This window comes from Streptomyces coeruleorubidus (assembly GCF_028885415.1).
Taxonomy (GTDB): Bacteria; Actinomycetota; Actinomycetes; order Streptomycetales; family Streptomycetaceae; genus Streptomyces; species Streptomyces coeruleorubidus_A.
Genome location: NZ_CP118527.1, coordinates 1085162 through 1111610, shown reverse-complemented (window position 1 = coordinate 1111610; position 26449 = coordinate 1085162). Strand labels below are relative to the sequence as shown.

Below are 26449 nucleotides of genomic sequence, written 5' to 3'. Positions count from 1 at the left end.
GCGGGCAGAGCGGTCAGCTCGCCGCGTAGTTGCGCAGGAACAGCGCCTCCGCCACCGACAGCCGCTCCAGCTCCTCGGGCGACACGCTCTCGTTCACCGCGTGGATCTGGGCCTCCGGCTCGCTCAGCCCGATGAGCAGGATCTCCGCACGCGGATACAGCGCGGCGAGCGTGTTGCACAGCGGGATGGAACCGCCCTGCCCCGCGTACTGCATCTCCTGCCCCGGATACGCCACCGCCATCGCGTCCGCCATGGCCTGGTACGCCGGGCTGGTGGTGTCGGCGCGGAAGGCCTGGCCCTGGCCGATCTGCTCGGTGCTCACCCGCGCGCCCCACGGCGTGTGCGCCTCCAGGTGCGCCTGGAGCAGCTTGGTCGCCTCGGCCGCGTCCACGCCCGGCGGCACCCGCAGGCTGATCAGCGCCCGGGCGCTCGCCTGCACGGACGGGGTGGCGCCGACGACGGGCGGACAGTCGATGCCGAGGACCGTCACGGCCGGGCGCGCCCAGATACGGTCGGCGACCGTCCCGGAGCCGATCAGCTCCACGCCGTCCAGCACCTTGGCGTCCTGCCGGAACCGCTCCTCGTCGTACTGGAGCCCCTCCCAGGCCGTGTCCCCGGTGAGTCCGTCGACGGTCGTCGAACCGTCCTCGGCGCGCAGCGAGTCCAGGACCCGGATCAGGGCGGCCAGCGCGTCGGGCGCGGCGCCGCCGAACTGGCCCGAGTGCAGGTTGCCGGCGAGCGTGTCGATCCGCACGCGGACGAGAGTCATACCGCGCAGGGTGGACGTGACGGTCGGCAGTCCGACCCGGAAGTTGCCCGCGTCGCCGATGACGATCGTGTCGGACTCCAGCAGGTCCGGGTGCTCCTCCGCGTACCGCTCCAGGCCGCCCGTGCCCTGCTCCTCCGAGCCCTCCGCGATCACCTTGACGTGGACCGGGACGCCGCCGTTCGCCTTCAGCGCGCGCAGCGCCAGCAGGTGCATGATGACACCGCCCTTGCAGTCGGCGGCTCCGCGCCCATACCAGCGTCCGTCCCGCTCGGTCAGTTCGAACGGCGGGGTCGCCCAGCCGGCCTCGTCCAGCGGCGGCTGCACGTCGTAGTGGGCGTACAGCAGGACGGTCTTCGCGCCCTCGGGGCCGGGCAGGTAGCCGTAGACCGACTGCGTGCCGTCGGGGGTGTCGAGCAGGGCCACGTCCTGGAAGCCCTCGGCGGCGAGCGCGTCCGCGACCCAGCGGGCGGCGCCCTCGCTCTCGCTCCTCGGGAACTGGTCGAAGTCCGCCACCGACCGGAAGGCCACCAGTTCGGTGAGCTCTTCCTTCGCCCTGGGCATCAGCGAGGCGACGGTCTCGGCGACCGGATTCGACGACATGGGCACGCTCCTTGTGGGTGCGACGTTGTAGCGGTGAGTGCCGTAGATCCTCCCACAGCGGCCTTCGGCCAGGTCGGCCGTAGGATGCGGGAGACAGCAGGGGCAGGCGGCTTGATCGGGAGCAGTAGACCATCGTGAGCAGCGAGAACTCTTCGGCGGACGACGTGCAGCGAGTGTGGGACGTCGTCGTGGTGGGCGCGGGACCCGCGGGCGCTTCGGCCGCGTACGCGGCGGCGGTCGCCGGGAGACGCGTGCTGTTGCTGGAGAAGGCGGAGCTGCCGCGGTACAAGACGTGCGGCGGCGGCATCATCGGCCCCTCGCGCGACGCGCTCCCGCCCGGCTTCGAGCTGCCGCTCAGGGACCGGGTGCACGCGGTGACGTTCTCGAACAACGGCCGCTTCACGCGTACCCGCCGGTCCAAGCAGATGCTGTTCGGGCTGATCAACCGGCCCGAGTTCGACCAGCAGCTCGTCGAGCACGCGCAGAAGGCGGGCGCCGAGCTGCGGACCGGTGTCACGGTCCAGCGGGTCGAGCAGCACGGCTCGGCGGTGCCCGACCGGCGCACGGTCGCCGTGATCCTCCAGGGCGGCGAGGTCCTGCTCGCTCGGGCGGTGGTCGGCGCGGACGGCAGCGCCAGCCGCATAGGGGCGCATGTCGGGGTCAAGGTCGACCAGGTGGACCTCGGCCTGGAGGTGGAGATCCCGGTGCCGGAGACCGTCGCCGAGGACTGGAAGGGGCGGGTGCTCATCGACTGGGGCCCCATGCCCGGCAGTTACGGCTGGGTCTTCCCCAAGGGCGGCACCCTGACGGTCGGGGTGATCTCGGCGCGTGGCGAAGGCGCCGCGACGAAGCGGTACTTGGAGGAGTTCGTCGGGCGGCTCGGTCTCGCCGGCTTCGAACCGAGCATCTCCTCCGGGCACTTGACCCGCTGCCGGGCCGACGACTCGCCGCTCTCGCGCGGACGGGTGCTGGTGTGCGGTGACGCGGCGGGGCTGCTGGAGCCGTGGACCCGCGAGGGCATCTCCTTCGCGCTGCGGTCCGGGCGGCTCGCGGGGGAGTGGGCGGTGCGGATCGCCGAGGCGCACGACGCCGTGGACACCCGTCGCCAGGCCCTCAACTACGCGTTCGCGGTCAAGGCCGGGCTCGGCGTGGAGATGAGCGTCGGCAAGCGGCTGCTGACCGTGTTCGAGCGCCGCCCCGGACTGTTCCACGCGGCGCTGACGAGCCTCCGCCCGGCCTGGAAGGCGTTCAAGGAGATCACGCAGGGCTCGACGTCGCTGGGCGAGATCGTCCGTACGTACCCGGTGGCCCAGCGGGCCCTGACCGCGCTGGACCGCCGTCCCGCCGCGACGGGCGACGAGGTCAGCCCGTCACAGTGATCTCGAAGACCGGGTGGTCGGGGGCGATGCGGCGCAGCTGGTCGTCCGGGGAGTCGGGGCCGACTCCGTTGAAGAAGACGCCGACCTCCGCCTTCCAGCGCTTGAGGTAGGCGCGCAGGACCGGGGTCTTGTCGTCGTCGGCCACTTCGGTCGCGGTGAAGGTGTCCACGCGCTTGCCGAGATGCAGTTCGCCGCCGCCCGCAGCGCGCATGTTGTGCGTCCACTGGACGTGGCCGCGGGGCGCGACCAGGTACTGCCGGCCGTCCAGCGTCAGTACGTTGACCGGGGTGGTGCGCCACTGGCCGCTCTTGCGGCCGCGGACGGCGAGGACGCGGGAGCCCCAGACGCTGATGCCGCGGCGGGTCAGCCAGGTGACGAGCCGGTTGAAGACTTTGACCGTGAACCAGCCGGGCTTGCGGACGTGCGTGGACATGGGGTCCCCCTGTTGGGTGTGGGAGCAGTGCCCTCGTTTGTGAGCACTGCTCTCGCTCGTTGCCGCAAGTCTGCCCGAGACCGGTGCTCCAAAGCAAGAGCACTGCTCTCCTTTTTTGTCGCCGCTCTCGTTTATGTGCGCCGCTCTCGTTTGTGTGCACTGCTCCACTTCCATGGCACACTGCCCCGCATGAGCACCGCACACGGCGCCCGTGCCCGGGCCAGGATCGAAGTCACCGCGGCCATCAAGGACGAGGCCCGCAGACAGCTCGCGGCCGAGGGCGCCGCCAGGCTCTCGCTGCGGGCCGTCGCCCGCGAGCTCGGCATGGTCTCCTCCGCGCTGTACCGCTACTTCCCCAGCCGTGACGACCTGCTGACCGCCCTCATCATCGACGCCTACGACTCCCTCGGCGAGGCCGCCGAGGCCGCCCACGAGGCAGCCGCCGGCTCCGGCCCCCTGCAACGCTGGATCACGGTGTGCGAGGCGGTGCGGCGCTGGGCGCTCGGCCATCCGCACGAGTACGCCCTCATCTACGGATCGCCCGTGCCCGGCTACACCGCCCCCGACACCACGGTCCCGGCCGCTGCCCGCGTCGGTCTGCTGTTCTTCGGCATCGTGCGCGACGCCTACCGCGGCCTCGGCCTGGCCAGGCCCTCGCTGCCGGCCGACCTGCGCCCGGAGGCCGAGCGGATGGCCGCCGACCTCGCGCCGGACCTCCCGCCCGAGACGGTGACGGCCCTCGTCGCGGCCTGGGCCCAGTTGTTCGGGCTGGTCGGCTTCGAGCTGTTCGGTCAATTCCACCGGGTGGTGGAGGACCGGGAGACGTTCTTCCGGCACGCTGCGGGGCAACTCGCCCACGGGGTGGGGCTGGTGTATCCGCAGCACGGACCCGCTGCCGAGAAGCCGGCGTCCTGACGGGCGGCGTACTTCCCCGGGAGTACGTGTGATCACCGCGCCTGGGTGACGCCGCTGCGGACGGGCGGCGTCTAGCGTGGCCGGTATGGACGAGCAGCGTGTGCGGGGCGGGCCGCCGCAGTGGTGGCGGCACGGGCCCGTGTGGTGGGACCGTGTGGGGGAGGGGGAGCGCGCGCCCCGGTGGCCCTGGCGGTCCACCGTCGTCGTCACGGGCTTCGTCCTGGTCGGCTCGAACTTCGCCGCTCACGGCCAGGAGGGCGAGCGCGCGGCCCTGGACCCCTTCGCACGGGTGCTCCTGCTGGTGGCAGGGGCGCTGCTGCTGTGGCGCAAGCGGTACCCGGTGGCCGTGGTCTTCGGCACGGCGGGTGCCGTCATGCTCTACCTGGGGGCCGGGTATCCGTACGGCCCGGTGCTCCTCACCGTCGCCCTGGCGTGCTTCAGCGCGATCGTCGCCGGGCATCGCTGGGCGGCGTGGGCGGCGATGGGAACGCTCTGGGCGGGGCACGTCCTGGTGGCGCACTGGCTCTACCAGTGGCTGCCGCCGTCGGGGGACTCCGCCGCCTCCTGGGGCGAGGAACTGGTGGTCGCCACCTGGGTCGTGGCGATCGCGGCGGTGTCGGAACTGTTCCGGATCCGCCGCGTGCAATGGGTCCGCGAGCGGGCCGAGCGTGCCGAGGCCGCGCGGCGACGGGCCGACGAGGAGCGGCTGCGGATCGCCCGGGAACTGCACGACGTCCTGGCCCACAGCATCTCCGTCATCAACGTGCAGGCGGGTGTCGGCCTCGCGCTCCTCGACTCCGATCCCGAGCAGGCCCGTACGGCGCTCACCACCATCAAGGCCCAGAGCAAGGAGGCGCTCGGCGAGGTGCGCCAGGTGCTCGACACGCTGCGGGCGCCCGGTGACGCGCCGCGCGCCCCCGCGCCCGGGCTGGACCGGCTGCCCGAGCTGGTGGAGCAGGCGGCGAGCGCGGGCCTGACCGTCGACGTCGAGAGCGAGCCGCCGCGCCTCGCGCCCGGCACGGACCTCGCCGCCTTCCGCATCGTCCAGGAGGCCCTGACCAACGTCGTACGCCACTCGGGTTCGCGGCACGCGCGCGTGCACCTCGCGCACGACTCGGACGTGCTGCGGCTGCGTGTCGACGACGACGGGCCCGCGACCGGCGCCGACGCCGGTGGCAGCGGCAACGGGCTGGCGGGGATGCGGGAGCGGGCCGCCGCGCTGGGTGGCACCATCGAGGCGGGGCCCCGTCCGGACGGCGGTTTCCGGGTGCTCGCCGTACTGCCGCTGACGGCTTCCGCCGAGGTCGAGGAGGACCGGTGATCCGCGTACTGCTCGCCGACGACCAGTCACTGGTCCGGGCCGGGTTCCGGGCGCTGCTCGACGCGCAGCCCGACATCGAGGTGGCCGCGGAGGCCGCCGACGGGGAGGAGGCGGTGCGCGTGATCCGCGAACTGCGGCCCGACGTCGTCCTGATGGACATCCGCATGCCCGTGCTCGACGGCCTGGTCGCGACCCGCCGGGTCACCGAGGACCCGGACCTCGGGGACGTCAAGGTGGTCATGCTCACCACCTTCGAGCTCGACGAGTACGTCTTCGAGGCGATCCGCTCGGGCGCCTCCGGCTTCCTGGTCAAGGACACCGAGCCGGACGAACTCCTGCGCGCCGTACGGGCGGTGGTCGCGGGCGACGCGCTGCTCTCGCCGGGGGTGACGCGCCGTCTGATCGCCGAGTTCGCGGCCCGCTCCAAGGAACCGGCGGCGGCCGACGCGCTGGCCCGGCTCACGGAGCGGGAGCGGGAGGTGATGGCCCTGGTCGGCATCGGCCTGTCCAACGAGGAGATCGCCCGCCGCCTGGTCGTCAGCCCGCTCACCGCGAAGACCCACGTCAGCCGCACGATGGTGAAGCTGGGCGCCCGCGACCGGGCCCAACTGGTCGTCCTCGCCTACGAGTCGGGGCTGGTGCGGCCGGGCTGGCTGGGCTGACCAGCCGAGCGGAACCGGACCAGCACACTGACGACCCGGGCGGCGAAGAGGACGGGTGCGAGCAGCAGCCCGGTGCGCAGCAGCAGACTCTCCGGCGTGCCCGGGAGGTCGAAGAGCAGCGCGGGCCCGGCCACGGCCCCGAAGACGACCGCCGCCGCGAAGGCCGCGCTGCACAGCGCGTACCCGATCTCGACGGTGATCGCGTCCCGTTCGGCCTGCGTGCGCCGTCCCCCGTGACTGGTCATACGGCGAGTCAAACAGCAGGGCGCCCGCTGGGCAAGCGTCCCGCCGCGCGCGCTGCGACGCCGTCTGCGGGTTTGTCGAGGACGTACGCCGTGTAGCGAGTGACGCGCCCGATGGCCCGGTGAGCCCGGACGACCGTGATGACCTCGTCCCAGTCCTGTGCGTCGAGTGTTCTCAGGCCGGGCCACCGCACGCACAGGGCCTGTCGGCCGGCCCGGGTGGACGCGGTGCCGACGAACAGGGCACAGAGCTGGGCTGCCCTGTGGAGTACGGGAGTCGTCCAGTCGAGGATCCGGCGTGTGGTGAAGCCGGCGGCGGAAGCCATCAGCGGGTACCGCTCGTACGGTTCGATGTCGTCGAAGCGCCAGGTCCCGCGCACGAGGCCGTTCGGGTCGAGGGCCGCGATCGGCTGATCCGTGCGGGAAGTGACATCCACGAGGACGAGCCGGCCTCCTGGGCGCAGCAGTCGGAAGCTTTCGCTCAGGAACGACCTGCGGCCCTCATGGCCGAAGTGGAAGGCGGCCTCCAGGCAGTGCACTCGATCGAACGAACCATCCGCCAGCGGGATCCCCGCTGCCCGCTGCGGCAGAGCCGTGGCGTCGGCGACGGCGAAACGCGTGCCGGAACAGCCGCCGAAGCGGCGACGCGCCTGGTCGATCTGCGCGGGCTGGATGTCCACCCCCAGCGCCCGGCATCCCGCGGCGCCCAACCGCGCGGTGGTGTCGCCGCGACCGCATCCGGCATCCAGGACGAGCTGTCCGGGCCGGGCGTCCAGCAACCCCAGCGACCGGCGAGCCAGACGGCGCTGAAAGGGCACCGGCCCGGCCAGGGCCGCGACCGGCAGGGTGGGCAGCGTGAAGTAGCCGATGTTGGCCAGGCTGTCCCAGCCGAGGTGCCGCAGTACCCGGAAGAGCACACTGTCGTCGTTGTAGGCACTCGCGAGGTCTCCGCTGTCACCCATCCCGCATCCTCCGCTTTCCGTGGGCACCCGCACCGACCACTGCCCGTGTCACCGCCCGGACCTGCGCTTACACTGAGCCCATAAGGGATGTTCGTGACATACCGGAACCGTCGTGCGCTATCAGCGGATGCTCGTACCGGCCCTCGCCCTGGTCCTCGTGGTGGTGCCCGCGCTCTCGGCGCGGGCGCAGGGTGAGGAAGTCCCGCGCGGCCCCACATTCGCCGCGCGCGCTCTGCAGGCGCTCATCGACGGAATCCAGTTCGGAGTGATCATCGCGATCACATCGGTCGGGCTCTCGCTGATCTTCGGCACCATCCACCTGATCAACTTCGCGCACGGCGAGTTCGTGACGATCGGCGCCACCTTCGCGTTCTTCCTCAACGTCTCCGCGGCCGGTCCGGGCTGGCACCTGATCCCCGCCGCCCTGGCCGCGGTGGTCTTCGGCGCCCTGCTGGGCGGGGCCGTAGATCGCGGCATCTGGCGCCCGCTGCGGGCCCGGGGCACCGGGCTGATCAACATGTTCATCGTCACCATCGGGCTCTCGCTGCTGCTGCGCCACGTCGTCCTCGTGCTGTACGGAACGCGGCCCGCCTCCTACGCGCAGTACGACATCCAGAGCACGATCGACCTGGGGCCGGCCGGCATCACCCCAAGGGACCTCACCGTCACCCTGCTCGCCGTGCTGGTGCTGCTCGGCGTCGCCGCGCTCCTGCAGAAGACGCGGATCGGCACGGCCGTGCGGGCCGTCTCCGCCAACCGTGACCTCGCGGAGGCGTCGGGCATCGACGTGCAGCGGGTGGTGCTGTTCGTGTGGATGCTCGGCGGCGGGCTGGCCGCGCTCGGCGGGGTCTTCTTCGGCCTGGTCGAGATCGTCACCTGGGACATGGGCTTCAAGCTCCTGCTGCTCATGTTCGCGGGGATCATCCTGGGCGGCCTCGGCTCCGCCTACGGTGCGATGGTCGGCAGCCTCGTCATCGGCGTCGTCGCCCAGATGTCCACACTGTGGTTCCCGGTCGACCTGCAGTACGCCTGGGCGCTGCTCGTGCTCATCCTCGTCCTCCTCGTCCGGCCGCAGGGCATCCTCGGCCGGGCCGAACGCGTCGGGTGAGGGGTGTGCGCCATGGACTTCTCGGCCATCGTCTCCGACGCCCTGCGCTCGGGAATCGGCCCCATCGCCGCCGTCTACGCGCTCGCCGCGATGGGACTGAACCTGCACTTCGGTTACACGGGGCTGCTCAACTTCGGCCAGGTCGGATTCATGCTGGTCGGCGGCTACGGACTCGCCATCACGGTGTCGACGTACGACGGCCCGATGTGGCTCGGCGTCCTGGGCGGAATCGCCTGCGCGATCGTGCTGGCACTGCTCCTCGGCCTGCCCACCCTGCGCCTGCGCGCCGACTACCTCGCCATCACCACGATCGCGGCGGGGGAGACGCTACGGCTGTTCTACCGCTCCAGCTGGGCCGAGCCGGTCACCGGTGGGGTGTTCGGGCTGCAGAGGTTCGCGAACGACTTCTACGCGCTCAGCCCCATCGACCCCGGCACCTACGGTGTGTGGCTCGTGAGGTTCAGCTCCCGCGACCTCTGGGTGATGATCGTCGGTTGGGCGCTGGTGCTCGTGGTCGGGGGTCTGCTGGCCCTGCTGATCCACAGCCCCTGGGGCCGTGTCATCCGGTCGATCCGTGAGGACGAGGTCGCCGCGCGCAGCCTCGGCAAGAACGTCTACGCGTACAAGATGCAGAGCCTCGTGCTCGGCGGCGTCATCGGGGCGGTCGCGGGCATGGTGCAGGCGATCCAGGTGCAGTCCGTGAACCCGGACAACTACGATCCGGGCGTCACGTTCTTCCTGTACACGCTGCTCGTCCTCGGAGGCGCCGGGCGCATCCTCGGGCCGGTCGTCGGCGCGATCCTGTTCTGGTTCGTCCTCAGCTTCCTCGACAGCGCGCTCCGCCAGGCCATCGACGCCGAGTACATCTCTCCGGACCTCATCAGCACCTCGGAGGTCGGCGCGGTGCGCTTCGCCCTGGTCGGAGTCGCCCTGATCCTGCTGGTCGCGTTCCGGCCGCAGGGCATCCTCGGCAGCCGGAAGGAGATGCTGCTCAGTGGCCGCTGACACCCACGCATCCAGCACCGGCCGGCTCTCCGCGATCGATCCCGAGCCGGGGGTGCGCAAGCCCGATCCCCTGCTGGTCCTGGACCAGGTGACCCGTACCTTCGGCGGCCTGGTCGCCGTGCGGGTCGAGCACCTGGAGGTGCAGCGCGGGGCCATCACGGCGCTCATCGGGCCGAACGGAGCCGGCAAGACCACGTTGTTCAACGTGGTGAGCGGCTTCGACCGGGCCGACGACGGCCGGTGGTCGTTCGACGGACAGCCGCTCGCCGGCTCCCCGGCGCACCGGGTGGCGCGGCGCGGCATGGTCCGTACGTTCCAGCTCACCAGGACGCTCGCCCGGCTCACCGTGCTGGAGAACATGCTGCTCGCCGCGCCCGGGCAACTCGGCGAGCGGGCGCTGCCCGCGCTGCTGCGACCCCTGTGGCGCGGGCAGGAGCGGGAGTCCGAGCGCCGGGCCGACGAACTGCTGGACCGGTTCCGGCTCGGGCCCCTGCGCGACGACCATGCCGGCACGCTCTCCGGCGGTCAGCGCAAGCTGCTGGAACTGGCCCGCGCGCTCATGGTCCGGCCGGTCATGCTCCTGCTCGACGAGCCGATGGCCGGGGTGAACCCCGCGCTGACCCAGTCGCTGCTCGGACACATCACGCAGTTGCGGGACGAGGGGCTCACGGTGTGCTTCGTCGAGCACGACATGGACGTGGTGATGGGCATCAGCGACTGGGTGGCCGTCATGGCCGACGGCCGCCTGGTGGCCGAGGGCCCACCGCACACGATCGGCCGGAACACCGCCGTCGTGGACGCCTACCTGGGCAAGCGGCACGACGAGCCGGAGGCGACCGAGGAGAAGGGCGAGGCGAGGGGCGAGGAGAAGGGCAGGGAGGAGTAGCGATGTCCGCCGAGGAGCAGGCACCGGTGCTGGCGGCCGACGACATCGTCGCCGGTTACGTCCCCGGTGTCGATGTGCTGCGCGGATGCAGCGTCGAGGTGCGTCCGGGCGAGGTGGTCGGCGTGATCGGCCCCAACGGTGCCGGCAAGTCGACGCTGATCAAGGCCGTCTTCGGGCTGCTGCGGGTGCGCGGCGGGACCGTGCGGCTGCGCGGAGAGGACGTGACCGGCCGGCCCGCGCACGAGCTGGTCCGGCGGGGCGTGGGCTACGTACCGCAGCTGCAGAACGTGTTTCCCACGCTGACCGTCGAGGAGAACCTGCGGATGGGCGTGTATCTGCGGCCCAAGGACCACACGCGGCGGGTCGTGGCGGTCGAGGAGCTCTTCCCCGTGCTGGCCGACCGCCGCAAGCAGAAGGCCGGCGCGATGTCCGGCGGCGAACGCCAGATGCTCGCGATGGCCCGCGCCCTGATGATGGAGCCGCAGCTGCTGCTGCTCGACGAGCCGTCGGCCGGCCTGTCACCGCTCCATCAGGACCACGTCTTCGACCGGTGCAGAATGATCAACAGCGCGGGCGTCGCCGTGCTCATGGTCGAGCAGAACGCCCGCAGGTGCCTGCAGCTCTGCGACCGCGGTTACGTCCTGGACCAGGGCCGCAACGCGTACACCGGCACGGGTACGGCCCTGCTGCACGACGAGAAGGTGATCGAGCTCTACCTCGGCACGCTCGCCCGCGTCCGTTGACTCCCGCTGTCGGTCCTCCCGGTCACTCCTCGGCCCTGCTGGTCTCGGTACGCAGGGTCTGCAACGCTCCCTTGTCGTCGTAGCCGTACACCTCGATCGTCGCCTGGCCGGGTTCGCCCTTGTCGGTGAAGTTGAGCGGACCGCTCACACCGTCGTAGTCGATGTCCCTGCCGTCGGCGAGCAGCTCCTTGCAGGCGGCGAACGAGTTGCACTTCTCGCCGTCCTTGGTGATCCCGTTCATCTCCTTCACGTACTCGCCGGGATCGTCGGACTCCGCCTTCTCGGCGGCGAGCGCGATCGTCGTCACGCAGTCGAACACCTGCGGTGCGAACTGCAGCTCCTTCAGCTTCGGCGCGAATTCCTTGAGGTCCTTCACGTACTGTGCGTTCTCCGCCGACGCCGGCGCGGTCCCCTTCATCCCGGAGAGCCTCTCGGGCTGGCCCGGGGCGACCAGCGAGGGCAGTTCCTCGCTGCGCAGTCCGTCGGCGCCGTAGACGCCGATCCGGTCGGGCCCGAGTCCGGACTCGATCATGCCCTGCAGGATCTGGGTGCCTTCCTCGAAGGCGATCACCACGGCGGCGTCCGGCCTGGAGTTCTCGATCTGCTGGGCGACCTGGTCGAAGTTGGTCGCCTTCGGGTCGTAGGTCTCGGCCAGCGTCACCGTCGCACCGCGCTCCTCCAGCGACTCCCGGGTGGACTCCATCAGGCCGCGCCCGTAGTCGTCCGCCCGTGCGACCAGGGCCACCCGGTTGTGGCCGTCGTCGCGGACGACATCCGCCAGGATGGGTCCCTGCAAGGCGTCGCTCGGGACGGTACGGAAGTAGAAGCCGTCGTCCTCGTAGTCGGTGAAGGTAGGAGCGGTGTTCGACCCCGAACACTGCACGACGCCCGCTCCTGTCACCCGGTCGATGAACGACAGCGACATGCCGGAAGCCGCGGCGCCGATGATCGCGTCCACGCCTGCCGCGAGGACCCGGTCCGCCGACTGTGCGGCAACGGCCTCCTGGCCCGCCTCGTCACTGGAGACCACAGTGGGCACGGACTTGCCCAGGACCCCGCCGGCGTCGTTGATCTTCTCTATCGCGAACTTCAACGACTCGATCTGGGGTGGGCCGAGGTAGGCCAGCTGTCCCGTCTCCGGCAGGACGTAGCCGAACTGGAGCTCACCATCGCCCGGCTCGGCCTGGGCAGTGCCCGTCGTGCCACAGACGGCTATCACAAGAGCAGCCGCGCTTGCGAAGATCGCGGACCGCCGTATCGACGCTTTCATCTCCGCCTCCGCTCTTTACAGGCGGCGGTGGTCGACTGGCCGGCCATCCGCCCGCCATCTGTACCTGAGGGTAGAACTCATTTGAAATCCGGAAAAGGATGAAGCGTACACTTTTTTGGTTTGTTGTCGTTTTCTCTCCAGCCCTGCGCTCCCTTCGCAGGTCACGCAGGGCGTCGGGGTCACCACGGGATGCGCTCCCTAGTCGCGTACGGCGACGCGCTCCGTCTCCTTCGGGGTGGACTTGGCGACCACGACGGAGGGCTGCTCCCGCCGGGTGCGCAGGCCCGTGAGGGTGATCAGCAGGCCGACGAGGGCGACGAGCGTCACGACCACCAGTCCGGGCCGGTAGCTGTCGAGGACGGCCTGCGGGGAGGCGTTGCCCTGCTCGGGGGAGTTCGCGGTCACCACCGCCGTCACCACGGCGAGGAAGATCGCGCCGCCCACCTGGACCGAGGTGTTGAGCAGCCCGGAGACCATGCCCTGCTCGTGCTCGTCGACGCCGTTGGTGGCCTGGACGTTGAGAGAGGGGAAGGTCAGCGCGAAGCCGGAGCCGACCAGCAGCATCGTCGGCAGGATCACCACCGCGTAGACCGGATTGAGGTCGATGCGCAGGAACAGCACGTAGCCGGTCACCATCAGGGCGAAGCCCAGCACCATCAGCCGGGCCGTGCCGAACCGGTCGATGACGGCCCCCACCTTCGTCGCGGACAGCGCCACCAGCGCGCCCGCCGGCAGGAAGGCCAGGGCCGTGTGCAGCGCCGACCAGCCGAGCAACTGCTGCATGTACAGGGTCACCAGGAACTGGAAGCCGATGTAGCTGCCGACGAACGTCAACGCGCCCAGCTGGGCCCGTACTTGCGGCCCCGAGCGCAGCACGCCGAGCCGGATCAGCGGGCTGGGGCTGCGCCGCTCGACGGTGACGAAGGCCGCCAGCAGGACGGCGACGGCGGCGAAGGACAGGATGGTCCGGGCCGATCCCCAGCCCACCTCGGGCGCCTCGACGACGGTGAAGACGAGCAGCAGCATCGATGAGGTGCCGAGGATCGCGCCGGGGATGTCGTAGCCGCCCTGGCCGCGTTCGCGCTCACTGCGCGGCAGCAGCTTCAGGCCCACGAGCAGGGCGATCAGCGCGATGGGAGCGGGCAGGAGCATCGTGAGCCGCCAACTGGCCTGAGTGAGCAGGCCGGAGAAGACCAGGCCCATCGAGTAGCCGGTGGCGCCGCAGGTGGTGTAGATGGCCAGGGCGCGGTTGCGCAACGGGCCTTCGGGGAACGTCGTGGTGATGATCGACAGGCCGGCGGGGGCCGTGAAGGCCGCGCTCAGGCCCTTGACGAAGCGGCTGGCGATGAGCAGCGGCCCCGAGTCGACGAGACCGCCGAGCAGTGAGGCCAGCGCGAAGACGCCCAGCGCCACCAGGAAGACCTGGCGCCGGCCCAGCAGGTCGGCGGCGCGTCCGCCGAGGAGCAGCAGTCCGCCGTAGCCCAGGATGTAGCCGCTGACGATCCATTGCAGCGCCGAGGTCGACAGGCCGAGGTCGGCACCGATGGAGGGCAGCGCGACGCCGACCATGGACACGTCCAGGGCGTCCAGGAACATCGCGGCGCAGAGCACCAGCAGGGTGCCCCAGAGCCGGGGAGTCCAACGTCCGTCGGACGTGGGGGAGGTGAGCGGAGAGGTCATGGCCGAGACACTACATGCGCATGCATGAGATGCAAACGCATTTAATTCAGGTGCAACAAATTTCGCACTCTGCTACGGTGCCGCGCATGGCGGCGAAGCAGGCCGAGCAGGCGCTCGTGGAACAGTGGCGGGACATTCTGGCGCTGCACGCGCGAACACAGTGTGAACTCGACCGGGTTCTGCACGACCACGGCCTGTGCGCCAGCGACTTCGAGGTGCTCGACGTCCTCGCCGGGTGCCGGGCGGCGAAGGGCACTCCCTCGTACCGCGTCCAGGAGATCTCCGAGCGGGTCCATCTGAGTCAGAGCGCGCTGTCGCGGCTGATCGCCCGGCTGGAGAAGGAGGGGCTCGTCGAGCGCCGCATGTGTCCGGAGGACCGGCGGGGTGTACGCGTCGCCCTCACGGCGAAGGGGCGCACGCTGCACGGTGACGTGCTGCCCGTGCAGCGTGCGGTGCTGGCGCGGATGCTGGCGGACGGCTGAACGCCGTCAGATCCCTGATGTCTCCCGCCACAGCTCGGCGAGCGCCTGGTCGCCCGTGACCGACGGCAGGGGAGCCCGGTTCCACAGCCCCAGGTACAACTTCTCGGCCGGACCGGACAGTTCGCACTCGGCGTCCCCGGAGACGCCTCGCGTGGTCACGGGCGGCTCGGACGACAGCCGTACGGTCCACGCGGCGTCGGTGTCGTCCGTGCGCACCCGCAGGACGCGCGGCTCGTCCGTGCGCACCCGGCTTCTGGAGCGGGCGTGGAAGCCGCGCAGCAGTTCGTCGATGCCGTCGGTGGCGAAGTCGGGGGTGACGGGGGTGACGGGGGTGATGCCGCCGCCGCGCGCGGACTCCGCGTCGACCCGGTGCACCGCCGTCTCGTGCGCCTGCCGCCGGGTCCAGAAGGCCAGCGGGGACGGCGCGGGCAGGAAGAACCAGCACTCCACATCGGGTGAGGCGTCGGCCAGCGTGCCGACGAGGTGGCGGTGGCTGTCGCGGTACCAGGCCACGAGCTCCGCGCCGTCGAGGTCCGGGGCCTCACCCAGCGGACGGCGCTCGGTGTGCCGCTCGGCGACGTACGACGCGGCCCAGCGGTGCACCGCGCCCGTGTGCCGCAGCAGATCACGCACCTGCCACTGAGGGCACGTCGGCACCTTCGCGCTCGTCCCGGCCTCCTCGGCGGCCGCGGCCAGCAATCGGCCCTCTGTCTCCAGCGCCTGAAGGAACTCGGGGGTCTCCATGGCGCGAGTCTGCCGTATGGAGCACGCTCCAAGCGCCGGAATTTTCCAGGGGGGCGCTACGGAAGCGGTGTGCCGCCGGTTGCGTTGACGATCTCTGCGGTGATGTACGACGCGTCCTGTGAGGCGAGGAAGACATACGCCGGAGCCATCTCGGCCGGCTGCGCGGGCCGCCCGATGGGCGCCTGCTCGCCGAACGTCCGGGTGTCCGGCATCGTCGCCGGGATGAGCGGCGTCCACACCGGGCCGGGCGCCACGGCGTTGACGCGGACGCCCTTGTCGATCACCATCTGCGCCAGCCCCTGCGTGAAGGTGACGATCGCGCCCTTGGTCGTCGCGTAGTCCAGCAGATGCGGACTGGGCTTGTAGGCCTGCACCGAGGTGGAGTTGATGATGCTGCCGCCCTCCGGGATGTGCGGCAGGGCCAGCTTGCACAGCCAGAACATGCCGTACAGGTTGGTGCGCAGCACCCGGTCGAACTGCTCGGTGGAGATCGCCTCGATGCCGTCGGGCTGCGACATCTGGTACGCCGCGTTGTTCACCAGGACGTCGATCCGGCCGAACTCCGCGACGGCACGGTCGATCAGCGCCCGGCAGTTCTCCTCCTCCCGTACGTCGCACGAGACGGGTACGGCACGCCGTCCGGCCTCCTCGACCAGCCGGGCGGTCTCGGCGGCGTCGTCCTTCTCGTCGTCCAGGTGGGTGAAGATCACGTCGGCTCCCTCCCGGGCGAACGCCAGGGCGACCGCACGGCCGATCCCGGAGTCGCCGCCGGTGATCACGGCCTTGCGGTCGGTCAGCCGGCCGCTGCCCCGGTAGGACTTCTCACCGTGGTCCGGGGGCGGGTCCATGGGGCCGGTCCAGCCTGGGTGCGGCTGGTCCTGGGAGGGAAACTCCGGGGTGGGGTGCTGGTCGCCGGGGTGCTGCTGATCGGTCACGGGTCTGCCTCCTTGTCCATGGCGTACGGCCCGGTGACCACACCCGGTGATCACAACGGGCTCGGCCCCGGGTACCCCGATGCCGGGGTACGGATCACCTGGCCGTGGACGTGATTGGCTGTGGCCCGGCCCGCATCCGTATGCACGTGTCAGTGGTCGGGGTCGTGGAAGGATCAGCGCGCCGCGGCGCGGCGCGTCGCGACACCGATGAGCGCGGCCACGGCGGCAAGGATCGCCACGCTGGTGAGCGCGGCCGGAAGGGAGAACCAGTCCGCCATGAAGCCGATGGCGGGCGGCCCCAGCAGCATGCCGCCGTAACCCAGCGTGGAGGCGGTGGCGACTCCGCTGGGGCCGGCGAGCGCGCCCGCGCGTTCCACGGCCACGGGGAAGAGGTTCGCCAGGCCGATGCCCGTGACCGCGTACCCGAGCAGGGCGGCCCACAGGGCGGGGGCGAGTGAGCCGAGCAGCATCCCGGCCGCCGCCGTGGCACCGCCCGCCACGACGGTCCGGGTCCGCCCCAGACGCTCCAGGAGCGTCGTGCCGGTCAGGCGGCCCACCGTCATGGCGAGCGCGAAGCAGGCGTAGCCGATGGCCGCGGCACCCGGCGAGGCGCCCAGGTCCTCTTCGAGGTGCAGGGCGCCCCAGTCGGCCAGCGCCCCCTCGCCGAACGCGGTGCACCCCGCGATCAGGCCGAAGACGAGCACGAGTCCCCGGGTGCGGCCGTCCAGGCGGCGCGGGGCGGCGCCCTCCGCGGGCCGTTCCCGTTCCGGCGGCACCGGCGGCTTCTGCCGCAGGAGCGTGGGGCCCGCCACGGCGGTCACGAGCAGTCCGACGACGGTGAGCAGCAGCAGGTGCCGGGTGGGGGAGAGGGATCCCGCGACGAGGGCGCCCACCCCCGCGCCGATCATGCCGCCCAGGCTGAACGCGGCGTGGAAGCTCGGCATGATCGGCCGCCGCATCGCGGCCACGAGGTCCACGGCGGCGCTGTTGAAGGCGACGTTGATCCCGCCGTACGCGGCGCCGAACACCAGCAGGACGAGACCGAGCGCGAGGGCCGAGTGGGTCAGCGGGGGCAGGGCGACGCTGAGGGAGAGCAGGACGGCGCAGGTGACGGTGACCCGGTGGTTGCCGTAGCGGCGGCACAGGCGGCCGGTGAGGATCATGGTGACGACGGCTCCGGCGGAGACGCCCAGGAGGGCGAGGCCGAGGGCGCTGGCGGAGGCGTCCGTCTGTTCCTTGATGGCGGGGATGCGCACGACCCAGCCGGCGAAGACGAAGCCGTCGAGGGCGAAGAAGACGGTGATCGCCGTGCGGAGTCGGGTGAGGGAGTTGCCGTTGCCCGGCACGGCACTGTGCGTTCGGGATTTGTTTATTTGCGGCACAAACTCAGGCTAGGTGGGTGCGGGCACCACGACAAGGTGCGACGCTGGGACGAGAGCCATCCGCCGAGGGAACTCGGGAGCGTACATGGGACGTGACGTGCCGGCCCTGGTGTTCACACGGGAGGACCGCCGTCGGTACCGGGCCAAGATGCAGACCGACCTCGAGGTGCTGGCCCGGATGCTGCGCGAGTCCAGCTTCGAGAGCGAGCGCCCCCGGGTCGGTCTGGAGATCGAGCTCAACCTGGTGGACGACCACGGGCTGCCCGCGATGCGCAACACCGACGTGCTCCAGGCGATCGCCGACCCCGCCTGGTCCAGCGAGCTGGGCCGCTTCAACCTGGAGATCGACATCCCGCCCCGGGAACTGACGACCGGCGGCCCCGGAGCCTGGGAGCAGACGATCCGGGACGCCCTGAACCACGCCGAGGACCGCGCCGCGGCCGTCGGCGCGCACCTGATCATGGTCGGCATCCTGCCCACCCTGGACGAGGCGGACGTCAGTGAGACCGCCCTCTCCGGTGACCCGCGGTACCGGATGCTCAACGAACAGATCTTCGCGGCGCGGGGCGAGGACCTGAGGATCAGGGTCGACGGCGTGGAGCGCCTGTCGACGTACGCCGACACCATCACCCCCGAGGCCGCCTGCACCAGCACCCAGTTCCATCTCCAGGTCGCCCCCAAGCAGTTCGCGGACTACTGGAACGCGGCCCAGGCCATCGCCGGCGTGCAGGTCGCCCTGGCGGCGAACTCGCCCTTCCTGTTCGGCAGGGAGCTGTGGCGCGAGACCCGCATCCCCCTGTTCGAGCAGGCCACCGACACCCGCCCCGAGGAGATCAAGGCCCAGGGCGTACGGCCCCGGGTGTGGTTCGGGGAGCGGTGGATCACCAGCGTCTTCGATCTCTTCGAGGAGAACGTGCGCTACTTCCCGGCCCTGCTGCCGCTGTGCGACGACGAGGACCCGCAGCAGGCGCTCGACGGCGGCGGCGTTCCGCAACTGGGCGAACTGACCCTGCACAACGGCACGATCTACCGCTGGAACCGCCCCGTCTACGCCGTCACCGACAGCGGCCCGCACCTGCGCATCGAGAACCGGGTGCTGCCCGCCGGCCCCACCGTGGCCGACATCATCGCCAACGGCGCCTTCTACTACGGTCTCACCCGCGCCCTGGTCGACGAGGACCGGCCGGTGTGGACGCGAATGTCCTTCTCGGTCGCCGAGGAGAACCTGCACACCGCGGCCCGCGACGGCATCGACGCCCGCCTGTACTGGCCCGGCACGGGTGAAGTACCGGCCACGGAACTGGTGTTGCGGCGTCTGCTGCCGCTGGCCCACCGGGGTCTGGAGCTGGCCGGCATGGACGCGGCCTGGCGCGAACCGCTGCTGGGCATCGTCGAGCAGCGCTGTGTCACCGCCCGCAACGGCGCCCTGTGGCAGGCGGAGACGGTCCATCATCTGGAGAAGACCGGCGTCTCCGACCGGCGTGAGGCGCTGCGGCAGATGACCACGACCTACATGGACTACATGCACATGAACGCGCCCGCGCACACCTGGCCGGTGGACTGACCGCCGCGGCATCACCGGATCACGCGGGGCTGGGCGCGGCCTGGCCGCCCCACTCCTCGGCGGCGCCTGACCACTCCTCGGCGGCCGTCAGCGGGACGGGAGCGGGCGGCTGCGCCGACGTCGTCAGCTCGATCCGCCGTCCCTCGGCCGACGAACGCAGGAGCGCGGTCATCGTCTCCAGTACGTGCAGGGCGAGTTCACCGCTCGCGCGCGGTGCCCGCTGCCCGTCGGCGGCGATGAAGTCGAGCAGCCCGACGCCCCGTGCGCCGTCGACGTAGCCCGCGGACGGCGGGAGTGGGCGCCACTGGGTGTCGCCGAGTCCGAAGAGCCGTACGTCGCCGTCGAAGCGGTTCGGGTCCGGGACGGCGAGGGTTCCCAGCTCGCCGTGGACCTCGATCGGGGACGCCGTGGTGGCCACCCCGTCGAAGCTCGTCGTGATCGTCGTCAGCGTCCCGCCCACGTGCTCCAGCACACCGGAGACATGGCTGTCCACCTCCACCGGTATCCGCTCTCCCGCACGCGGGCCGGAACCGATGACCCGCTCGGCGCGCAGCCGGCTGGACGCCCCCGTCACGGCCCGCACCGGACCCAGCAGATGGACGAGGGAGGAGAGGTAGTACGGCCCCATGTCCAGCAGGGGGCCGCCGCCCTCGGTGTAGTAGAAGTCGGGGTGCGGGTGCCAGCGTTCGTGGCCCGGGGTGACCATCACGGCCGAGGCGAACAGGGGGCGTCCGATGCTCCCCGCCGCCAGGGCCGCCCGCGCCGTCTGAACCCCCGTGCCCAGCACGGTGTCCGGCGCGCACCCCACACCGACGCCCGCCCGCGCGGCGGCCGCCATGACGGCGTGGGCGTCGTCGAGCGTGGCGGCGAGCGGTTTCTCCCCGTAGACGTTCTTGCCGTGACCGATGGCACCGAGGGCGATTTCGGCGTGCGCCCCGGGGGTGGTGAGGTTCAGCACCGTGTCCACGTCCGGGCTGCTCAGCAGCTCCTCGACGGTCAGCGCCCGCACGCCGGGCAGTTCGGCGGCGACCGCGGCCGACCGGGAGGCGTCGAGGTCGGCGACCGTGGTCACGCGCACGGCGGGGTGACCGGCCAGCGTGTCCAGATACGCGCGGGAGATGACTCCGAGCCCTACGACGCCGATGCGGTGCGCGTCGCCCACAGCATGCCCCTCTCGATGATGGTGCGGACGGCGGGGTTCTCCAGCACGTCGAGGCTGTGCCCCGGCGTCGTCACCACGATCCGCCCGGCGCCCCACCGGCGCGTCCAGACCGCCGGTGAGGTGACCGGCCGGTGCCAGGGCTCCCACGGCCGGGTGGGGTGCGTGGTGGTGGCCAGGACGTCGATGAGGTCGTCGTGGAGCACCCAGTACTGCTCGGTGTGCAGCTCGAAGTCCTCGATGCCCGCGGTGACGGGGTGCTCGCGGCCGGCCTCGGTGAGGGTGATGGTGTGCGGCAGGAAGTTGTCCTCCGGTCCGCCCCGGCGCTCGCACGGTTCCTTCCCCGGGTGCGTGGCGAACTGCCCTCCCACCAGGTGGAGATAGTCGGAGGAGGCGCGGAACGAGTCGGCGATGCCGCCGTGCCAGCCGGTGAACCCGGTGCCGGCCACGACCGCGGAGCTCAGCCCCGCCAGCTGCTCGCGCGTGATCTCCGACATCGTGACGCACTGCACGATCAGGTCGGTGCCGGCCATCTCGGCGGCGTCGGCGTAGACGTCGGTCGACTCCTCGACCCGGACGGCATATCCGTTGCTTCGCAGGAAGGGCAGGAACAGTTCCGTTGCCTCGACCGGCTGGTGCCCTTCCCAGCCGCCGCGGACCACCAGGGCTTTCTTCGGCGTCATCGTGATCTCACTATGCGCCGGGCGTCCGCGCTCCCGGAAGGGGGCCGGGCCTCACGAAAATTTCGCTGTCGAGGCTCGGGCGCCGACCGTCCAACAGGCCGCGGTGAAGCGGACTTCCGGCCCGTGCACGAAGGGCTCGAAGGCGGCACGGACCGTCTCCACGACCCGTCCGCGGGTCTGCTCGTCCACCTCGGGCAGGTACAAGCCCACCGGACCGAGCCGGGTGAAGTAACGGACGAGTTCCTTCTCGGGCAGGGTGCAGGTCACGTCGACCGGCCGGATGTCGATCCCGGCCCAGCCGCTCTCCGTCAGGATGCGCCGGACCTTGTCCGCGTCCGCGAAGGCGAACTGTCCCGGCTCGTCGGGGCGGCGGACGGGCAGGTCCGGGAGCAGCGGTGACGCGGCGCGCTGGGCCGTCGTCATGAACGGGTTCTCGGCCGGATCGCGCCAGACGACGCACCGCAGCGCGCCCTCGTCCCTGACGGCGCGCCGGAGGTTGGCGAAGGCCCGGACGGGATCAGGGAAGAACATGACGCCGAACCGCGAGATGACGGCGTCGAAGGCGCCGGGGTCGAAGGCGTGGTCCTGTGCGTCGTCGCAGACGAACGACGCCGGTACGTCCTCCTGTTCGGCGTACTCCCGGGCCGTGCTGATCATCGATTCGGAGATGTCGATGCCGACACAGTGACCCCCCGGGCCGAGCCGTCGCGCCACGGACAGCGTGAGGCCGCCCGTACCGCAGCCGACCTCGAGCACGTGCCGCGCCTGTTCGGCGGCGACGGCATCGACGAGGAGCTCCTCGATGGGCCTGAACATCGCGTCCAGCACTCCCTTCAGCTCGCCCCAGGCGTGACCGGCGGGCCCTTTCCAGCGGGCTGTCTGCTCGTCGTCGGCCCTGCGCGCAGCGTCCATGGCTTTCTCTCCTTCTGGTTGCCTTCGTCGTACCGGGATGACAGCGTTCTACTTCAAGTCGACTTGAGGTCAAGGCAGAATGGCAGAACTGGACATCGCCGAAGTGGCGCGCCGCGCCGGGGTCCCGGCATCGACCCTGCGCTTCTACGAGGAGAAAGGGCTGATCTCCTCGACCGGCCGGCGAGGCCTGCGCCGTCAGTACGACCCCGGTGTACTGGAGCGGCTGGCGTTGATCGCGCTGGGGCGGACGGCCGGGTTCTCGCTCGACGAGATCGCGCTCATGTTCGCGCCGGACGGGCAGCCGCGTATCGACCGGCAGATGCTGGCGGCCAAGGCGGACGAACTGGACAACAGGATCCGCGAACTGGGCGTCCTGCGCGACTCCCTGCGCCACGCCGCCGCGTGCCCAGCGCCGAGCCACATGGAATGCCCCACCTTCCGCCGCCTCCTCGACGCCGCGGCGTCCGGCGGTGTCGCGGCGCCGGGCAGGCGAGTTCCCGGAAGGTAAGGGGCGTCGGCCCTCTTGGCCCAATCGTGGTTCGTGCTTTGCCCGATTCCCGGTGTTCCGTGCCTAGTGATCTGGTCTTGAGTTCACGTCTCGCCACGTGAGTCGTGGTTCGTTTCAGATTTCGGCTCGGGCGGTGACAGCGGCTGGCGGCTGCGGTCTGCTGGAGGAATGGGGGACAGCAGGCTGCAACCGCTGGTGTTATCCGAGGACGAGCGGCTGGTGTTGCAGGGGTGGGCCAAACGGCGGACAACCGCGCAGGGTCTGGCCAAGCGGGCACGGATCGTGCTGGCGTGCGCGGACGGGCTGAACAACACCGCGGTGGCCGCGCGGCTGGACACTGATCGGGGGACCGTGAGCCGGTGGCGGACCAGATTTCTGCAACGCCGTCTCGATGGTCTGTCCGACGAGCTGCGTCCCGGCGTGCCCCGCACCATCACCGACGCCCAGGTGGAAGAGGTGGTGGTGCGCACGCTGGAAGAGGTGCCCGAAGGCGCCACCCACTGGTCGAAGCGGGAGTTGGCCCGGCGGGTGGGGATCTCACCGACGAGTGTGCTGCGGATCTGGCGGGCCTTCGGGCTGCAGCCCTGGCGCACGGAGACCTTCAAGATCTCTCCGGACCCGCTGCTGATCGACAAGATCCGTGACGTGGTCGGGCTGTATCTCGCCCCGCCGGCGAACGCGGCCGTCTTCGCGGTCGACGAGAAGCCGCAGATCCAGGCCCTGGAACGGACAGCTCCGGTACTGCCGATGGTCCCGGGCATCCCCGAGCGGCGCAGCTTCGACTACGTCCGGCACGGCACCGTGGACCTGTTCGCCGCCCTGAACACCGCCACCGGCAAGGTGATCGGCAAGCTGTCCGCGCAGCACCGGGCCGTGGACTTCCGCGACTTCCTCGACGAGATCGACCGCCAGACCGATCCCGGCCTGGCGGTCCACGTGATCTGCGACAACCTCTCCGCCCACAAGGCGCCGGTGGTCCACAAGTGGCTTCTGGCCCATCCCCGGTTCGAGCTGCATTTCACCCCGACTTACTCGTCCTGGATCAACCAGGTCGAGCGGTGGTTCGCCGAACTACAGCGGCGCTGCCTCGAACGCGGCGTGTTCTGCTCACTCGACGAGCTCAAGACCGCCCTCGAGGACTGGATCAAGACCTGGAACGAGCAGGCCCGGCCCTTCAAGTGGACCAAGACCGCAGACCAGATCATCGACCGCATCTGCCGCTACTGCGACAGGATCTCCGGACCGGGACACTAGCCTCGGCTCCGAACTTGGGAGGCCGCAGTGCTGAAGACCGTGAAAGGGCAGGCAGCGGGTCTGACGAAAGACCAGCGCAACGCCTTCCTGGCCGCCTATCTCGGCTGGGCGATGGACGCGTTCGACTATTTCCTGGTCGTGCTCGTCTACAGCGAGATAGCCGACGATTTCCATGTCTCCCTGACCGACATGGCCTTCCTCACCACCGCGACGCTGGTGATGCGGCCGATCGGTGCTCTGCTCTTCGGCATGTGGGCGGACCGCCGCGGTCGCCGCATACCGCTCATGGTCGACGTCGTCTTCTACTCGATCGTCGGATTCGCCTGCGCCTTCGCGCCCGACTACACCGTGCTGCTGGTGCTGCGCCTGCTCTACGGCATCGGCATGGGCGGCGAGTGGGGCCTGGGAGCGGCCCTGGCCATGGAGAAGATCCCGGCCTCCAGGCGTGGCTTCTGGTCGGGGCTGTTGCAGAGTGGCTACTCGCTGGGCTACCTGCTGGCCGCCGTGGCGTTCTTCGTCATCGAGCCCTTCTTCGGCTGGCGGGGACTGTTCGCCTTCAGCTTGCTGCCCGCCCTGGTCGCGCTGTGGGTGCGCAGCCGGGTCAAGGAGAGCGAGGTGTGGGAGAAGAGCGTCCGGCTCAACCGCACCCCCGCGTACCAGGTGTTCAAGAACCCGGCGGTGCTGCGGCGCTTCGTGTACCTGGTCGCGCTGATGACCGCCTTCAACTGGATGTCGCACGGCACGCAGGACATCTACCCGACCTTCGTGAAGAAGGGCCTGGACCTGTCCGCGAACACCTCCATCGCGATCGCCGTGGTCTACAACATCGGCGCCATGATCGGCGGTGTGCTGCTCGGTGCGTACTCCGAGCGGCTGGGCCGACGCCGGACGATCATGATCGCGGCGACCGGGGGTCTGGTCGTGGTGCCGTTCTTCGTGCTGTCCACGACCGTCGGCTGGCTGATGCTGTCGTCCTTCCTGATGCAGGTGTGCGTGCAGGGAGCCTGGGGCGTCATCCCGGCCCATCTGACCGAGATGAGCCCGGACGCCGTCCGGGGCTTCTACCCGGGCGTCACGTACCAGCTCGGCAACCTGATCGCCGCGCTCAACCTGCCGATCCAGGAGGCCCTCGCCGAGCGCCACGGGTATCCGTCGGCGATGGCATGGACCATCGTGCCCACGCTGGCCGTGGTGATCCTGCTGAGCGCGATCGGCAAGGAGGCCAAGGGGGTCCGCTTCGGAAGCAGCGGACCGCAGGCACCGACCACGGCGGCGACGGGCACGGCCCAGCCCTGACCGGCAGTTGTGCGGTTCACGCCGAGCGAGCCCCAGTGCCGCGCAAGCCCCCGGCAAGCGCTCCTAGAGTGACCCCCATCCGACCGGAAACACCGGAAACACCGGGAACAGGGGGAACGCATGAGTGAGGACAGCCGCAGCGAGGCACGCGCGATCATCGACGGGAACTTGTACATGGTGCTGGCCACCGTCGGCGCGGACGGCGCCCCTTGGGCCTCGCCCGTCTTCTACTCCACCGAGGACGGGCGGGACTTGTACTGGGTCTCGTCCCCCGAGGTCACGCACTCCCGCAACATCGCCCACGAGCCCAGGATCGGCATCGTCCTGCACGACTCCCGGGCCCGGTGGGCTCGGCGAGCCCCCTCGCCCTGTACCTGAAGGCCACGGCGGAGGAACTCCACGGGGAGGAAGCCCTGGAGGGTCTGCGAGTGATCCCGGGCCCGGCCGGGCGTGGCGGCCGCTCCCTCGCCCCGGAGGAGGTGCGTCCGCCCGCCCCGTGGCGGGTGTACCGGGCCCGGGTCAGCGAGTACTCGATGATCTGCCCACGCGGGGAGGGACGCTGCACCGAACACGGGCTGGACTACGAGCACCGCACGACAGTCGGCTTGTGACGAGGCATCACACAGGGTCCGAAGCCCTCACTCCCCGCGTTTTGGAACAGCACTTCTCCTGCGCTGCATCGGCGCTGTACGAGCGCTAACCGGCCTCCCACGACAGTTGGATCACCGCTCCCGCCAGGGAGAACGGAGACCGAAAGGGACGGCCACATGAGTACCGTCAGGACACCGCAGCGCAGGGCCATACTCACCGGCGGGCTGGCTGCCACCGCAGCCATGCTCACCGCCTGCTCGTCGAACTCGGACACCACCAACAGCGGGAAGACATCGGCCGTGGGCGCGGCGAACACCCCCTCGCCCTCGCCCGCGGCGGGCGCGCGACCGGACTCGCCCTGGGCGGCGTTCGCGCGGCTGATGGAGGGCAACAAGCGCTGGGTGGACGGAAAGCTCCAGCACCCCGACCGCGACCCCAAGCGGCGCGAGTTCGTCGCCGAGGCGCAGGACCCCTACGGCGTCATCCTCTCCTGCATCGACTCGCGCGTTCCGCCGGAGCTCGTCTTCGACACAGGCCTCGGCGACCTGTTCGTGATGCGCACGGGCGGGCAGGTCGTGGGACCGGTGGTCGTCGGTTCCGTGGAGTACGGGCCGATGACGTCCGGCACCCCGCTGATCGTGGTCCTCGGACACCAGCGCTGCGGTGCCGTCAAGGCGGCCTACGAGGCGATGCGCGACGGCAAGAAGCTGCCCGGCAACCTCCAGGCGATCTCCGACGCCCTGCGGCCCGCCTACCGGGAGACCACCAGGGCGAAGCACGCCGACCCCGTCGACGCCATGGTGCGGATCCACACCAAGCAGACCGCCGCCGAGCTGCGGACCAACAGGGACCTCGCCCCGCTCGTGAAGAAGGGCGACCTGGCCGTCGTCAGCGCCTACTACTCGCTCGACACCGGCCGCGTGGAAGTCCTCACCGGCGCGCCCTCCGCCTGACCCGGAGACAA

Annotated in this window: 28 protein-coding genes; 16 read left to right on the top strand and 12 right to left on the bottom strand. The window is 70.8% G+C overall.

The annotated features are described in order from the left end of the window. Nucleotides 1-13: 13 nt before the first annotated feature. Nucleotides 14-1369, bottom strand: a complete 1356-nt coding sequence (locus tag PV963_RS05225) for a dipeptidase (RefSeq protein WP_274814368.1) — start codon at nt 1367-1369, stop codon at nt 14-16. A gap of 134 nt (nt 1370-1503) precedes the next feature. On the opposite strand from PV963_RS05225, the gene PV963_RS05220 reads away from it, so the two are divergent. Next, the gene (locus tag PV963_RS05220) at nt 1504-2748 is read left to right on the top strand and encodes a geranylgeranyl reductase family protein (RefSeq protein WP_274814367.1); all 1245 of its coding nucleotides are present in this window, start codon (nt 1504-1506) and stop codon (nt 2746-2748) included. Here the strand turns inward: PV963_RS05220 and PV963_RS05215 are convergent. Then, on the bottom strand, nt 2732-3181 hold the full coding sequence (locus tag PV963_RS05215) for a nitroreductase family deazaflavin-dependent oxidoreductase (protein ID WP_274814366.1): 450 nt from the start codon (nt 3179-3181) through the stop codon (nt 2732-2734). The two genes, PV963_RS05220 and PV963_RS05215, sit on opposite strands and share 17 nt — an antisense overlap. A gap of 189 nt (nt 3182-3370) precedes the next feature. Here PV963_RS05215 and PV963_RS05210 point away from each other — a divergent pair, with 189 nt between their 5' ends. From PV963_RS05210 to PV963_RS05200, 3 genes are all read left to right on the top strand, one after another. Next, nucleotides 3371-4096, top strand: a complete 726-nt coding sequence (locus PV963_RS05210; RefSeq protein ID WP_274814365.1) for a TetR/AcrR family transcriptional regulator — start codon at nt 3371-3373, stop codon at nt 4094-4096. 85 nt (nt 4097-4181) lie between these two features. Then, complete coding sequence (locus PV963_RS05205; protein ID WP_274814364.1) at nt 4182-5417, top strand: sensor histidine kinase; 1236 nt, start codon at nt 4182-4184, stop codon at nt 5415-5417. Then, nucleotides 5414-6079 carry a response regulator gene (locus tag PV963_RS05200; RefSeq protein ID WP_274814363.1) on the top strand — a complete coding sequence of 222 codons (666 nt, stop codon included), beginning with the start codon at nt 5414-5416 and terminating at the stop codon, nt 6077-6079. Before PV963_RS05205 ends, PV963_RS05200 begins: the two co-directional genes overlap by 4 nt. Here the strand turns inward: PV963_RS05200 and PV963_RS05195 are convergent. Together PV963_RS05195 and PV963_RS05190 are read right to left on the bottom strand one after the other, a co-directional pair. Further along, nucleotides 6040-6324, bottom strand: coding sequence for a DUF6332 family protein (locus PV963_RS05195; RefSeq protein WP_274814362.1), 285 nt, complete (start codon nt 6322-6324; stop codon nt 6040-6042). The two genes, PV963_RS05200 and PV963_RS05195, sit on opposite strands and share 40 nt — an antisense overlap. An 8-nt stretch (nt 6325-6332) precedes the next feature. Continuing rightward, complete coding sequence (locus tag PV963_RS05190) at nt 6333-7283, bottom strand: class I SAM-dependent methyltransferase (RefSeq protein WP_274814361.1); 951 nt, start codon at nt 7281-7283, stop codon at nt 6333-6335. A 112-nt stretch (nt 7284-7395) separates the two neighbouring features. On the opposite strand from PV963_RS05190, the gene PV963_RS05185 reads away from it, so the two are divergent. From PV963_RS05185 to PV963_RS05170, 4 genes are read left to right on the top strand one after another with little or no spacing between them, the layout of a single operon-like run. Continuing rightward, complete coding sequence (locus PV963_RS05185; RefSeq protein ID WP_274814360.1) at nt 7396-8391, top strand: branched-chain amino acid ABC transporter permease; 996 nt, start codon at nt 7396-7398, stop codon at nt 8389-8391. Nucleotides 8392-8403: 12 nt separating this feature from the next. Then, a complete protein-coding gene (locus PV963_RS05180; protein ID WP_274814359.1) occupies nt 8404-9396 on the top strand; it encodes a branched-chain amino acid ABC transporter permease in 993 nt (330 codons plus the stop codon). Beyond that, nucleotides 9386-10282, top strand: a complete 897-nt coding sequence (locus PV963_RS05175; protein WP_274814358.1) for an ABC transporter ATP-binding protein — start codon at nt 9386-9388, stop codon at nt 10280-10282. Before PV963_RS05180 ends, PV963_RS05175 begins: the two co-directional genes overlap by 11 nt. A gap of 2 nt (nt 10283-10284) precedes the next feature. Then, nucleotides 10285-11025, top strand: a complete 741-nt coding sequence (locus PV963_RS05170; RefSeq protein WP_274814357.1) for an ABC transporter ATP-binding protein — start codon at nt 10285-10287, stop codon at nt 11023-11025. Nucleotides 11026-11047: 22 nt separating this feature from the next. On the opposite strand, the gene PV963_RS05165 is transcribed toward PV963_RS05170, so the two are convergent. Together PV963_RS05165 and PV963_RS05160 are read right to left on the bottom strand one after the other, a co-directional pair. After that, nucleotides 11048-12295: an ABC transporter substrate-binding protein gene (locus PV963_RS05165; RefSeq protein ID WP_274814356.1), complete on the bottom strand. Its 1248-nt coding sequence runs from the start codon at nt 12293-12295 to the stop codon at nt 11048-11050. A gap of 198 nt (nt 12296-12493) precedes the next feature. Next, complete coding sequence (locus PV963_RS05160; protein WP_274814355.1) at nt 12494-13975, bottom strand: MFS transporter; 1482 nt, start codon at nt 13973-13975, stop codon at nt 12494-12496. Nucleotides 13976-14061: 86 nt separating this feature from the next. On the opposite strand from PV963_RS05160, the gene PV963_RS05155 reads away from it, so the two are divergent. Then, on the top strand, nt 14062-14457 hold the full coding sequence (locus PV963_RS05155) for a MarR family winged helix-turn-helix transcriptional regulator (protein WP_274814354.1): 396 nt from the start codon (nt 14062-14064) through the stop codon (nt 14455-14457). Nucleotides 14458-14463: 6 nt separating this feature from the next. Here the strand turns inward: PV963_RS05155 and PV963_RS05150 are convergent, their stop codons facing one another. The 3 genes from PV963_RS05150 to PV963_RS05140 all read right to left on the bottom strand — a co-directional run bounded on the left by PV963_RS05150 (nt 14464) and on the right by PV963_RS05140 (nt 17482). Further along, entirely contained in the window at nt 14464-15201 is a 738-nt protein-coding gene (locus PV963_RS05150; RefSeq protein ID WP_274814353.1) for a maleylpyruvate isomerase family mycothiol-dependent enzyme, read from the bottom strand. Nucleotides 15202-15257: 56 nt separating this feature from the next. Beyond that, nucleotides 15258-16136, bottom strand: coding sequence for an SDR family oxidoreductase (locus PV963_RS05145; RefSeq protein ID WP_274814352.1), 879 nt, complete (start codon nt 16134-16136; stop codon nt 15258-15260). A gap of 173 nt (nt 16137-16309) precedes the next feature. Beyond that, nucleotides 16310-17482 (bottom strand): MFS transporter, encoded by a 1173-nt coding sequence (locus tag PV963_RS05140; RefSeq protein ID WP_274814351.1) that lies wholly within the window; start codon nt 17480-17482, stop codon nt 16310-16312. A 121-nt stretch (nt 17483-17603) separates the two neighbouring features. Here PV963_RS05140 and PV963_RS05135 point away from each other — a divergent pair, with 121 nt between their 5' ends. Next, nucleotides 17604-19082, top strand: coding sequence for a glutamate--cysteine ligase (locus PV963_RS05135; protein ID WP_274814350.1), 1479 nt, complete (start codon nt 17604-17606; stop codon nt 19080-19082). A gap of 19 nt (nt 19083-19101) precedes the next feature. Here PV963_RS05135 and PV963_RS05130 read toward each other — a convergent pair whose 3' ends face one another. The 3 genes from PV963_RS05130 to PV963_RS05120 are packed head-to-tail and all read right to left on the bottom strand — an operon-like array spanning nt 19102 to nt 21836. Further along, entirely contained in the window at nt 19102-20244 is a 1143-nt protein-coding gene (locus PV963_RS05130; protein WP_274814349.1) for a Gfo/Idh/MocA family protein, read from the bottom strand. After that, nucleotides 20214-20924 (bottom strand): ThuA domain-containing protein, encoded by a 711-nt coding sequence (locus PV963_RS05125; protein WP_274814348.1) that lies wholly within the window; start codon nt 20922-20924, stop codon nt 20214-20216. Before PV963_RS05125 ends, PV963_RS05130 begins: the two co-directional genes overlap by 31 nt. Nucleotides 20925-20975: 51 nt before the next feature. Next, the gene (locus PV963_RS05120; RefSeq protein WP_274814347.1) at nt 20976-21836 is read right to left on the bottom strand and encodes a class I SAM-dependent methyltransferase; all 861 of its coding nucleotides are present in this window, start codon (nt 21834-21836) and stop codon (nt 20976-20978) included. 79 nt (nt 21837-21915) lie between these two features. Between PV963_RS05120 and PV963_RS05115 the strand changes: the two genes are divergently transcribed. The 6 genes from PV963_RS05115 (at nt 21916) to PV963_RS05090 (ending at nt 26438) form a co-directional block, all read left to right on the top strand. Beyond that, nucleotides 21916-22344, top strand: coding sequence for a helix-turn-helix domain-containing protein (locus PV963_RS05115; protein ID WP_274814346.1), 429 nt, complete (start codon nt 21916-21918; stop codon nt 22342-22344). Between the two features lie 168 nt (nt 22345-22512). Beyond that, complete coding sequence (locus PV963_RS05110) at nt 22513-23598, top strand: IS630 family transposase (RefSeq protein ID WP_274814345.1); 1086 nt, start codon at nt 22513-22515, stop codon at nt 23596-23598. Between the two features lie 27 nt (nt 23599-23625). Next, nucleotides 23626-24894: an MFS transporter gene (locus tag PV963_RS05105; RefSeq protein WP_274814344.1), complete on the top strand. Its 1269-nt coding sequence runs from the start codon at nt 23626-23628 to the stop codon at nt 24892-24894. A 120-nt stretch (nt 24895-25014) separates the two neighbouring features. Beyond that, a complete protein-coding gene (locus tag PV963_RS05100) occupies nt 25015-25272 on the top strand; it encodes a pyridoxamine 5'-phosphate oxidase family protein (RefSeq protein ID WP_274814343.1) in 258 nt (85 codons plus the stop codon). Further along, nucleotides 25239-25505: a hypothetical protein gene (locus PV963_RS05095; RefSeq protein WP_274814342.1), complete on the top strand. Its 267-nt coding sequence runs from the start codon at nt 25239-25241 to the stop codon at nt 25503-25505. Before PV963_RS05100 ends, PV963_RS05095 begins: the two co-directional genes overlap by 34 nt. Nucleotides 25506-25661: 156 nt before the next feature. After that, entirely contained in the window at nt 25662-26438 is a 777-nt protein-coding gene (locus PV963_RS05090; RefSeq protein WP_274814341.1) for a carbonic anhydrase, read from the top strand. The last annotated feature ends 11 nt before the right edge of the window (nt 26439-26449 follow it).